Source organism: Rhizobium sp. 21-4511-3d (genome assembly GCF_053522545.1).
The window spans coordinates 1,040,305-1,051,936 of the sequence record NZ_JBNWCF010000001.1; the positions used below are offsets into that span (position 1 = coordinate 1,040,305).

General features: G+C 63.2%; 8 protein-coding genes. 6 read left to right on the plus strand and 2 right to left on the minus strand.

All coding sequences use genetic code 11. From position 1 onward, the window contains the following. Positions 1–22 precede the first annotated feature (22 nt). The 4 genes from ACQZ5H_RS05665 to ACQZ5H_RS05680 all read left to right on the plus strand — a co-directional run bounded on the left by ACQZ5H_RS05665 (position 23) and on the right by ACQZ5H_RS05680 (position 4,983). Positions 23–763: a FadR/GntR family transcriptional regulator gene (locus tag ACQZ5H_RS05665; RefSeq protein WP_413711327.1), complete on the plus strand. Its 741-nt coding sequence runs from the start codon at positions 23–25 to the stop codon at positions 761–763. Between the two features lie 91 nt (positions 764–854). Further along, positions 855–2,216 carry a bifunctional UDP-N-acetylglucosamine diphosphorylase/glucosamine-1-phosphate N-acetyltransferase GlmU gene (gene glmU / locus ACQZ5H_RS05670; protein WP_449096973.1) on the plus strand — a complete coding sequence of 454 codons (1,362 nt, stop codon included), beginning with the start codon at positions 855–857 and terminating at the stop codon, positions 2,214–2,216. Between the two features lie 100 nt (positions 2,217–2,316). Continuing rightward, the gene (gene glmS, locus ACQZ5H_RS05675) at positions 2,317–4,143 is read left to right on the plus strand and encodes a glutamine--fructose-6-phosphate transaminase (isomerizing) (RefSeq protein WP_449096974.1); all 1,827 of its coding nucleotides are present in this window, start codon (positions 2,317–2,319) and stop codon (positions 4,141–4,143) included. Between the two features lie 120 nt (positions 4,144–4,263). Beyond that, positions 4,264–4,983 carry a DUF502 domain-containing protein gene (locus tag ACQZ5H_RS05680; protein ID WP_449096975.1) on the plus strand — a complete coding sequence of 240 codons (720 nt, stop codon included), beginning with the start codon at positions 4,264–4,266 and terminating at the stop codon, positions 4,981–4,983. On the opposite strand, the gene recG is transcribed toward ACQZ5H_RS05680, so the two are convergent. Beyond that, on the minus strand, positions 4,939–7,044 hold the full coding sequence (gene recG / locus ACQZ5H_RS05685; RefSeq protein ID WP_449096976.1) for an ATP-dependent DNA helicase RecG: 2,106 nt from the start codon (positions 7,042–7,044) through the stop codon (positions 4,939–4,941). The genes ACQZ5H_RS05680 and recG overlap by 45 nt on opposite strands. A gap of 92 nt (positions 7,045–7,136) precedes the next feature. On the opposite strand from recG, the gene ACQZ5H_RS05690 reads away from it, so the two are divergent. Continuing rightward, positions 7,137–7,454, plus strand: a complete 318-nt coding sequence (locus ACQZ5H_RS05690; RefSeq protein WP_449097022.1) for an FAD assembly factor SdhE — start codon at positions 7,137–7,139, stop codon at positions 7,452–7,454. After that, positions 7,451–10,957 carry a transcription-repair coupling factor gene (mfd, locus tag ACQZ5H_RS05695; protein ID WP_449096977.1) on the plus strand — a complete coding sequence of 1,169 codons (3,507 nt, stop codon included), beginning with the start codon at positions 7,451–7,453 and terminating at the stop codon, positions 10,955–10,957. Before ACQZ5H_RS05690 ends, mfd begins: the two co-directional genes overlap by 4 nt. On the opposite strand, the gene ACQZ5H_RS05700 is transcribed toward mfd, so the two are convergent. Continuing rightward, positions 10,954–11,625: a DsbA family oxidoreductase gene (locus ACQZ5H_RS05700; RefSeq protein ID WP_449096978.1), complete on the minus strand. Its 672-nt coding sequence runs from the start codon at positions 11,623–11,625 to the stop codon at positions 10,954–10,956. The genes mfd and ACQZ5H_RS05700 overlap by 4 nt on opposite strands. Between the last annotated feature and the right edge of the window lie 7 nt (positions 11,626–11,632).

Here is an 11,632-nt window from a genome sequence, read left to right on the forward strand (position 1 = left end):
GACGTGTTGCTTGCGCAGCAGAATGCTTGATACCCGCAAGGCGGGACGGAAAACGCGGACGAGCCACGCCCAGGTCGTGGATGAGCTTGGCAGGGCCATGGTCGCCGGAACCTATCCGGTCGGCTCCATTCTGCCCGGCGACGCGGAGCTCGCCCAGCGGTTCAAGGTATCGCGCACTGTTCTTCGCGAAACGATGAAGACGCTGGCCGCCAAGGGCATGGTCGTCGCCAAGGCCCGCGTCGGCACGCGTGTGACGGAGAAGAACCTCTGGAACATGTTCGACAGCGAGATCATCGCCTGGCATTTCGACAACGGTGTCACCGAAGAGTTCCTTCTGCAGCTCTACGATATCCGCCTGGCCTTCGAGCCCTTCGCCGCAGGGTTGGTGGCGGAGCGTGCCACCGGCGACGATATCGCCCATCTGCGTGAACTGGCGCTTGTCATGGCCGAGCCCGGACACACGACCGAAAGCCTGGCGCTCGCCGACCTTCGCTTTCATCTGGCGGTCTCCGATGCCTCGCACAATCCGTTCATGCGCACGCTCGGCAGCCTGATCGAGGCCGCACTCGTCGGCATGTTCCGCATCAGTACGCCGCCGTCGCAGAACGGCTTTTCCAATATCGCCGACACCCATATGCGCATCGTCGATATGATCGCCGCCGGTGATGTCGCGGCGACCCGCAAGGCGATGGAAGACGTGATCATCGATGGGCGCGATCACGTCCATGAAGCCTTCCTGACGATCAGCCGCGTCTCGGCCTAGCGGCGTAAGCCGATTTTTCATCTTTGTCGCCGCTTCGCCTTGCTGCTATGTCACAGCAAAGCGCCGAACAATGGATTCCCGGAGCCTGCACATGGAACGCACCTGCCTTGCCGTCATTCTCGCCGCCGGCGACAGCACCCGCATGAAGTCTTCGAAGTCGAAGGTTCTGCATCCGGTCGCCAACCAGCCGATGATCGCGCATGTGGTCGATGCTGTCTCGAAGGCAGGCATTTCCTCGGTCGCGCTCGTCGTCGGCCGTGATGCTGATGAGGTTGCGAAGGCGGCCGCGATCGGCGGCGTCGCCGTCGAGACGCATCTGCAGAAGGAGCGGCTTGGGACCGGTCATGCGGTGCTCGCCGCCCGCGAGGCGATCGCCCGCGGCTATGACGACATCCTCGTCACCTATGGTGACGTACCCCTGCAGACCGATGGACCGCTGAAGGCAGCACGTCAGGGGTTGGCCGACGGCAGCGACATCGTCGTCATCGGTTTCCATACCGAAAGGCCGACCGGCTATGGCCGTCTGCTCGTCAAGGACGGTGAGTTGATTGCCATTCGCGAGGAGAAGGATGCGACGGATGCCGAGCGCGCCGTCAAATGGTGCAACAGCGGCCTGATGGCGATCAACGGCCGCAAGGCGCTCGATCTGCTCGCCCGCATCGGCAACAGCAATGCCAAGGGCGAATATTATCTGACCGATCTCGTCGAGATCGCTCGCTCGCTCGGTGGGCGCGTTACGGCTGTCGATGCGCCGGAAGTCGAGATGACCGGCTGCAACAACCGCGCCGAGCTCGCCAATATCGAGCGCCTCTGGCAGGAGCGCCGCCGCCACGAGCTGATGATATCGGGCGTTTCGATGGTCGCGCCGGAAACGGTTTTCCTGTCGCATGACACCGTCATCGGCCAGGATGCGCTGATCGAGCCGAATGTCGTCTTCGGCCCCGGCGTGACGATCGACAGCGGCGCCGTCATCCATGCCTTCTCGCATATCGAAGGCGCCCATGTCAGCGCCGGCGCCACCGTCGGCCCGTTCGCCCGCCTGCGCCCCGGTGCCGATCTCGGCGAGGGATCTAAGGTCGGCAATTTCTGCGAGGTGAAGAACGGCAAGATCGCGGAGGGCGCCAAGGTCAACCATCTGACCTATATCGGCGACGCCGTGGTCGGTGCGCACACCAATATCGGGGCAGGGACGATCACCTGCAATTACGACGGGGTGAATAAGCACGAAACCAGAATCGGTGCCAACGCCTTCATTGGGTCGAACAGCTCGCTGGTCGCACCTGTCCAGATTGGGGATGGCGCTTACATTGCGTCCGGCAGCGTCATCACCGATGATGTCCCCGGTGATGCTCTCGCATTCGGCCGCGCCCGTCAGGAAATGAAGCCTGAGCGCGCCAAGCTGCTGCGCGAGCGCGCCCTGGCAATCAAGGCTCAGAAGAAGGCCAAGGGCTGAGTTACGGCCCGAAATCCAAAGTGACCGCCTGACCGATTGAGAAATAAGAATAAATTGCTAGGAGTGGCGTCACTATTTCGAAGCGGTTGGGGATTATTTCATGTGTGGTATCGTTGGGATCGTCGGTAGCAAGCCGGTTGCCGGGCGTTTGGTCGATGCGCTGAAGCGCCTGGAATACCGGGGTTATGATTCCGCGGGTGTCGCGACCGTCCATGACGGCGTCATGGATCGCCGCCGCGCCGAGGGGAAGCTCTTCAATCTGGAAAAGCGCCTTGATGCGGAGCCACTGCCCGGCACGACCGGTATCGCCCACACTCGCTGGGCAACGCATGGCGTTCCGAACGAAACCAACGCCCACCCGCATTTCGTCGAAGGCGTCGCCGTCGTCCATAACGGCATCATCGAAAACTTCTCGGAAATCCGCGATCACCTGACCGCCGAAGGCTCGGTCTTCGAAAGCCAGACCGATACCGAAGTCATCGCCCACCTGATGGCGAAGTATCTGCGCGAGGGTCTGCAGCCGCAGGCGGCGATGCTGAAAATGCTGAACCGCGTCACCGGCGCCTATGCGCTGGCGGTGATGCTGAAGGATCATCCGGGCACGATCATGGCCGCGCGCTCCGGCCCGCCGCTCGCCATCGGCTACGGCAAGCACGAGATGTTCCTCGGCTCGGATGCCATCGCACTCTCGCCCTTCACCAACGAAATCACCTATCTCGTCGACGGCGACTGCGCGATCATCACCCGCGAAGGCGCGACGATCGTCGATTTCAACGGCAATGTCGTGAAGCGCCAGAAGCAGATTTCCCAGGCGACGGCCTATGTCGTCGACAAGGGCAATCACCGCCACTTCATGGAAAAGGAAATCTACGAGCAGCCGGAGGTCATCTCCCATGCGCTCAGCCATTATGTGAATTTCGCCGAGAACACGATCGGCGCCAATGCGGCGGGGATCGATTTCAAATCGGTGAGCAGCTTGGCGATCTCCGCCTGCGGCACGGCCTATCTTGCCGGTCTCGTCGGCAAATACTGGTTCGAGCGCTATGCGCGCCTGCCCGTCGAAATCGACGTCGCCTCCGAGTTCCGCTACCGCGAAATGCCGCTGCAGCCGACGCAGGCCGCGCTCTTCATCTCGCAGTCAGGCGAAACAGCCGATACGCTGGCCTCGCTGCGCTACTGCAAGGACAACGGCCTGAAGATCGGCGCCGTCGTCAATGTGCGCGAGTCAACCATCGCCCGCGAATCCGATGCCGTTTTCCCGATCATGGCCGGTCCCGAGATCGGCGTTGCCTCCACCAAGGCATTCACCTGCCAGCTCGCCGTGCTGGCTTCTCTGGCGCTCGGCGCCGCCAAGGCTCGCGGCGTACTCAGCGCCAAGGACGAGAAGGTGCTGGTCAAGCATCTCTCGGAAATGCCGCGCATCATGAGCCGCGTGCTGAACCTCATCCAGCCGCAGATGGAAAGCCTGTCGCGCGAGCTGTCCAAGTGCCGCGACGTGCTGTATCTCGGCCGCGGCACCAGCTTCCCACTGGCCATGGAAGGCGCGCTGAAGCTCAAGGAAATCTCCTATATCCACGCCGAGGGCTATGCCGCCGGTGAGCTCAAGCACGGCCCGATCGCGCTGATCGACGAGAACATGCCGGTCATCGTCATCGCGCCCTATGACCGCTTCTTCGAAAAGACCGTCTCCAACATGCAGGAAGTCGCGGCCCGTGGCGGCCGCATCATCTTCATCACCGATGAAGCGGGTGCGGGCGCCTCCAAGCTGCCGACCATGGCGACGATTACGCTGCCGAATGTCGATGAAATCATCGCCCCGATGATCTTCTCGCTGCCGATCCAGTTGCTCGCCTATCACACGGCCGTCTTCATGGGCACGGACGTCGACCAGCCGCGCAATCTCGCCAAGTCGGTCACGGTGGAGTGAAGCCTGAAATCCCCGGACGAGGCTTGTCCGGGGAACCGAATTCTGGCAGCTTCGTTACGAAGGTACGGGGGAGCGCCTGATCACGAAAGCTGATAGACTCAAGGGAGTTCATCGCGAGCGATGACCAACAAGCTTCCCCGCCTGCCGATTGCCACGCGCATCAGAAACAACTTCCTCGCAGGGCTCATCATCTGCGCCCCGATCGCTATTACGCTCTGGCTGACATGGTCCGTCGTCCGCTGGGCCGACAGCTGGGTGAAGCCCTATATCCCGGCCCGCTATGACCCCGACAGTTACCTGAATTTCGCCGTTCCCGGCTCCGGCCTGCTGATCGCAATGATCTTCATCACCATCATCGGCTTCCTCGGCAAGAACCTCATCGGCCAGACGATCGTGCAGTTCAGCGAGTCGCTGGTGCGGCGGGTTCCGCTGGTGCGCAGCATCTACAAGAGCCTGAAGCAGATCTTCGAGACGGTGCTCAAGGAGCGCAGCGATTCCTTCAAGAAGGTCGGTCTGATCGAATATCCGAGCGCCGGCCTCTGGTCGCTGGTCTTCATCGCCACCGATGCCAAGGGCGAGATCGCCTCGAAGTTCAATGCGATGGGCAAGGACATGGTCAGCGTCTTCCTGCCGCCGACGCCGGTGCCGACCGCGGGCTTCCTGATTTTCGTGCCGCGCGAAAAGATCGTCGTGCTCGACATGACAGCTGAGGACGGCGCCAAGCTTCTCGTTTCCGGCGGTCTCGTGACCCCGGAATATCTGCCGGTCGTGCCGGGCGCCGAGAAGCCGAAGGCCTCAGCCCGCATGAAGAAAGCGGATCGCCTCATCGCGCCGGAATAGATAGAGCAGGGTGCGCACCGCCTGTCCGCGCTCGCTCGTCAGATCGGGATCGCGCTCGATCAGATAGGCAGCGTCCTTGCGGGCGATCTCCAGGAGATCGGCATGATCCTCAAGGCTGGCGATCCTGAACCCCGGCGTGCCAGACTGGCGGGTGCCCAGAAGCTCGCCTTCGCCGCGCAGCTTCAAGTCCTCTTCCGCAATTCGGAAGCCATCCTCGGTCTCGCGCATGATCGATAGCCGCGCATGGCCGGTCTCACCGAGCGGCCCCTTGTAGAGTAGGATGCAGGTGGAGGCCTCATCGCCACGGCCGACACGGCCGCGGAGCTGATGGAGCTGCGCAAGACCGAAACGCTCGGCATGCTCGATCACCATGATCGTTGCGTCGGGCACGTCGACACCGACTTCGACCACGGTCGTCGCGACCAGCAGCCGGATCTCGCCGCTCTTGAAGGCAAGCATCACTGCGTCTTTCTCCGGTCCGCTCATGCGGCCGTGGATCAGGCCTATGCCAGGCCCGAGCGCGGAGGTCAGCGTCGCATGACGCTCTTCCGCCGACATCAGGTCGCTCTCTTCGGACTCTTCGACGAGCGGGCAGATCCAATAGGCCTTCTTGCCTTCGGCAAGCGCACCCTTCAGCCGCTGGACGATCTCGCCGGTGCGCTCGTTCGGGATCGTGATCGTCTGGATCGGCTTGCGCCCTGCGGGCTTCTCGGTGAGCTTGGAGACGTCCATGTCGCCGAAAGCGGCGAGAACCAGCGTGCGTGGGATCGGTGTCGCGGTCATGACCAGCATATGCGGCGAGATGCCCTTCGCCGTTAGCCGCAGGCGCTGGTGGACGCCGAAACGATGCTGCTCGTCGACGACCGCGAGCATCAGGTTCTTGTAGCTGACGCTGTCCTGGAAGAGGGCGTGCGTGCCGATGATGATCTGTGCCTGGCCCGAGGCGATGCGTTCGAGGATATCCTCGCGCTCCCGGCCCTTGGTCCGCCCGGTCAGCACCTCGATCCCCAACCCGGCGGATGCCGCGAATTTCGAGATCGTCGCATAGTGCTGGCGCGCCAGGATTTCCGTCGGCGCCATCAGCACCGCCTGGCCGCCGCTCTCGATGACCGCAGCCATCGTCATCAGCGCCACCAGCGTCTTGCCGGAGCCGACATCACCCTGCAGGAGCCGTAGCATCCGATCTTCACCCGCCATGTCGGCAAGCGCCTCGCGGATCGCTTCCGTCTGGCTGTTTGTTGGCGAAAAGGGAAGGGATTGCAATATTTTGGAGCTGATTTCTCCAGTAGCATGTACGGGCTGACCAGCGACCTTGCGCAGCCTCTGACGCACAAGGCTGAGCGACAGCTGACCGGCCAAAAACTCATCATAGGCAAGGCGGCGGCGCGCCGGCGTCTGCGGATCGATATCTTCAGGGCCGCGCGGCTCGTGCAGCGTCATGAAGCTGTCGCGGATCGACGGCAGGCCTTGCTTCTGGACCACCGGGAAGTCGATCCACTCAGGCAGCTCGGGCATCCGCGGCAGTGCCGCGTCGATGATCTTGCGCAGCGTCTTCGGCGAGAGGCCGGCCGTCAACGGATAGATCGGCTCCACCAGCGGCAGGTTCTCCGCCTCGCTGGCCTTCACGATGTAATCGGGATGCACCATCGTCGCACGGCCGTTGAACCAGTCGACCTTGCCACTGACGGTGACTTCCTCGTCGAGCGGCAGCTGCTTTTCCAGCCAGGCCGCCTGGCCGCGGAAGAAGACGAGGCTGAGCTCACCGGTCTCATCATGCAGGAAGACGCGGTAGGGAATGTTGCTCTTGCCGCGTGGCGGCGCCTGATGCCGGTCGACGCGTGCGGTGATCGTCACGATCGCGCCCTGCGGCGCCCGCGCGATCCCCGGCTGGTTGCGGCGGTCCACTAACGAATGAGGCGCGTGAAAGAGGAGGTCGATGATGCGGGTGTCGTCGGGCGTCTCGCGGCCGAGCAGCTTGACGAGCAACTCCGCGATCTTCGGGCCGACGCCTGCGAGAGCCGAAACGGGGGAAAACAGCGGATCGAGAATGGTCGGGCGCATTGCCGCAAAATGCGATGAAGAATGGGGCCTTGGCAAGGCTGACAAGCCGCTTTCCAGGGTCTATAGAGGCGCATCAACAGGAAGGTATTGCCATGACAGGTGTAACGCTCTCGAGTGCCGGGCTGGACCCGCGCCGCCGCCGGATCTTGTTCCGTTGCTGGCACCGGGGCCTGCGCGAGATGGATCTGGTTTTCGGGCAGTTTGCCGAATCCGAGCTTCCGACCCTTTCGGAAGCCGAACTCGACGAGCTCGAAACCATCATGAACGAAGAGGACAACGATCTTCTGCGCTGGGTGATGGGAACATGGCCGGTGCCGGAGCGTTTTCAGACGCCGATGTTCGAACGGATTGTCTCTTTCAGGCCAGACTTTCCCTATCCGGCCGATGATCTTCCCAGGAAACCGGAATGATTTCAGGATTTGATGCAAAGAAGCTCGCAGCCGCTTCCGAGCCGCTGACGATCGGCAACGTGCCCGCGGGCATGGAGCCGCTGCTGCTCGCCGAACTGGCGCGCGCCGGAAAGCCGGTCGCCTATATTCTCTCCGACGGCCAGCGCATGGCCGATCTGGAGCAGATGCTTGCGTTCGTTGCACCCGAAATCCCGGTCCTGACGCTGCCCGCCTGGGACTGTCTGCCCTATGACCGCGTTTCGCCGAGCGCGGATACCTCGGCACGCCGCCTGGCGGCGCTGAATGGCCTCATCGCCCACCAGAAAAAGCCGCATGCGGCGATCGTTCTCGTGACCGTCAATGCGATGCTGCAAAAGGTGGCGCCGCAGGAGGTCATCGAAAGCCTGGCCTTCTCCGCCCGTCCGGGCAATCAGGTGCGCATGGACGACATTGCCGGCCGCCTGGAGCGCAACGGCTTCGACCGCGTCGCGACCGTCCGTGAAGTCGGCGAATATGCCGTGCGCGGCGGCATTCTCGATGTCTTCGTGCCGGGCTCGGAAGAGCCGGTGCGCCTCGATTTCTTCGGCGATACGCTGGAAAGCATCCGCAGCTTCGATCCGGCCAGCCAACGCACGACGGGGCAGGTCCGCTCGCTCGATCTGAACCCGATGAGCGAAGTGACGCTGACGCCGGATACGATCAGCCGCTTCCGCAAGAACTATCTCTCGGCCTTCGGCGCGGCGACCCGCGACGATGCGCTCTATCTCGCCGTTTCCGAGGGCCGCCGCTATGCCGGCATGGAACACTGGCTGCCGCTCTTCTACGAGCGGCTGGAAACGGTCTTCGACTATCTCAAGGGCTTCCAGCTGGTCACCGATCACACGGTCCGCGAAGCCGCCGAGGAGCGCTCCAAGCTGGTCCTCGATTATTATGACGCGCGCCTGAGCTCCGGCCAGCCCACCAAGGGCCAGATGGCGCAGGGCACGCCTTATAAGCCGGTGACACCGGGCCAGCTCTATCTCGACAGCAAGAGTTTCGCCAGCACGCTGGATGCCTTCAACGCCATCCGCATGACGCCGTTCAACGAGCATGAGGGCGAGGCGCGCCGCGTCGTCAATATCGATGCCCGCCAGGGCGAGCGCTGGGCGCGGTCGAATGCCGAAGGCGGAGGCAATGCCGAGCGCGTCAATGTCTTCGATGCGGTCGTCAAGTTCATCGCCGACAAGCGGGCAGGTGGCTCGAAGGTGCTGATCACCGCCTGGACCGAAGGCTCGCTCGACCGCCTGCTGCAGGTCTTGAACGAACACGGCCTCGAGCGCGTCAAGCCGATCGAGGCTCTGAAGGACGTCGTGTCGCTCGCAAAGGGGGAGGCGGCATCGGCCGTCTTCAGCCTCGAATCCGGTTTCGAAACCGGCGACCTCATCGTCATCGGCGAGCAGGATATTCTCGGCGACCGCATGGTGCGCCGCTCGAAGCGCCGCAAGCGCGCCGCTGACTTCATCTCCGAAGTGGCAGGCCTCGACGAGGGTTCGATCGTCGTCCACGCCGAACACGGTATCGGCCGCTTCATCGGCCTGCGGACCATCGAGGCCGCGGGCGCCCCGCATGCCTGCCTCGAACTGCAATATGCCGATGAGGCCAAGCTCTTCCTGCCGGTCGAAAATATCGATCTGCTCTCGCGCTATGGCGGCGAGGGCACCGAGGCGATGCTCGACAAGCTGGGTGGCGGCGCATGGCAGATGCGCAAGGCCAAGCTCAAGAAGCGCCTGCTCGACATGGCCGATGCGCTGATCCGCATCGCCGCCGAGCGCCTGACGCGCCACGCGCCCGTGCTGACGACGCCTGAAGGCCTCTACGACGAATTCGCCGCGCGTTTCCCCTATGACGAAACCGAGGATCAGGATACGGCCATCGAGGCCGTCCGCGGCGATCTTGCCGCCGGCCGTCCGATGGATCGCCTCGTCTGCGGCGACGTCGGCTTCGGCAAGACCGAGGTGGCGCTGCGCGCCGCCTTCGTCGCCGCCATGAACGGTGTCCAGGTTGCCGTGGTCGTTCCGACGACCCTCTTGTCGCGCCAGCATTTCAAGACTTTTTCCGAGCGTTTCCGCGGTCTGCCGGTCCGCGTCCAGCAGGCCTCGCGTCTCGTTGGCTCCAAGGATCTGGCGCTGACCAAGAAGGAAGTCGCCGACGGCAAGACCGACATCGTCGTCGGCACGCATGCGCTGCTCGGCGCCGGCATCAATTTCGCCAATCTCGGCCTGCTGATCATCGACGAAGAGCAGCATTTCGGTGTCAAGCACAAGGAACGCCTGAAGGAGCTGAAGAGCGACGTCCACGTTCTGACGCTCTCCGCAACGCCGATCCCGCGCACGCTGCAGCTGGCGATGACCGGTGTGCGCGAGCTGTCGCTGATCACCACGCCGCCCGTCGACCGCATGGCGGTGCGCACCTTTATCTCGCCCTTCGACAGCCTCGTCATCCGCGAGACGCTGATGCGCGAGCATTACCGCGGCGGCCAGAGCTTCTACGTCTGCCCGCGTCTCGCCGATCTCGAAGACGTTCATGCCTTCCTGCAGTCCGACGTGCCGGAGCTGAAGGTCGCGGTCGCCCACGGCCAGATGCCGGCGGGCGAGCTCGAAGACATCATGAATGCCTTCTATGAAGGCCGATACGACGTGCTGCTGTCGACGACCATCGTCGAATCCGGTCTCGACGTGCCGACCGCCAATACGCTGATCGTCCATCGCGCCGATATGTTCGGCCTCGCCCAGCTCTACCAGCTGCGCGGCCGCGTCGGCCGTTCGAAGGTGCGCGCTTTCGCGCTCTTCACGCTGCCGGTCAACAAGGTGCTGACGGCGACCGCCGAGCGCCGCCTGAAGGTGCTGCAGTCGCTGGATACGCTGGGCGCCGGCTTCCAGCTCGCCAGCCACGACCTCGACATCCGAGGCGCCGGCAATCTTCTCGGCGAGGAACAGTCAGGCCATATCAAGGAAGTCGGCTTCGAGCTCTATCAGCAGATGCTCGAGGAAGCCGTTGCCGAAGTGAAGGGCGTCGACGAGATCGCCGATACCGGCTGGTCGCCGCAGATCTCCGTCGGCACGCCGGTGATGATCCCCGACAACTACGTCCCGGACCTGCACCTGCGCATGGCGCTCTACCGCCGCCTCGGCGAAATCACCGAGCTGAAGGAGATCGACGGCTTCGGCGCCGAGATGATCGACCGCTTCGGCCCGATGCCGATCGAGGTCCAGCATCTGCTCAAGATCGTCTATGTGAAATCGCTCTGCCGCATCGCCAATGTCGAGAAACTCGACGCCGGCCCGAAGGGGATCGTCGTGCAGTTCCGGAACAAGGAGTTCCCGAACCCGGCAAATCTCGTCGGCTATATCGGCAAGCAGGGCGCGATGGCGAAGATCCGCCCGGATCACAGCCTGTTCCTGACCCGTGATCTCCCGACGCCGGAAAAACGGCTGCAGGGCGCAGCCGTTATCATGACGCAATTGGCGGAACTGGCGAAGGGTTAGTTCATTCCTGCGCGGGCTTCGGCCTTCGCCTTGGCGATATCGCGCAGCGCGCCGGCCAGCACATCCGGCGTCTGTGCGCCGCTGACGGCATATTGCTGGTCGAAGATGAAGAACGGCACGCCGTTGACGCCCATCTTCTGCGCCGATTCGATTTCTTCGACGACGAGAACCTTGTCGGCATCCGATGCCAGCAGCGAAGCGGTCACGGCGCGGTCGAGACCGGCCTTCTCGGCGACATCGAGCAGGACAGCGTGATCGCCGACATTACGGCCCTCTTCGAAATTCGCCTTGAACAGGCCATTGACGACCTTGTCGGCCTTATCGCGGTCCTCGATCATCGCCCAGTGGATCAGCCGGTGCGCATCGAGCGTGTTCGGGCCGATCTTGATTGCCTCGAAATTGAAGTTGATGCCGACTTCCTTGCCGAAATCGGCGAGCATCTTGTGAGCCTGCGCCACGCGCTCAGCGCCGCCGAGCTTTTCTTCCAGGCTCTTCTTCTGGTCGACGCCTTCAGGCGGGTAATCGGGGTTCAGCCGGTAGGGGCGCCAGTTGATGTCGACGCCGACCTCGTCCTGCACTTCGGCAATGGCGAGCTCCAGCCGCGCCTTGCCGAGATAGCACCACGGGCAGACGACATCCGAGACGACGTCGATGGTAATGCGTTCCATGGTGTTT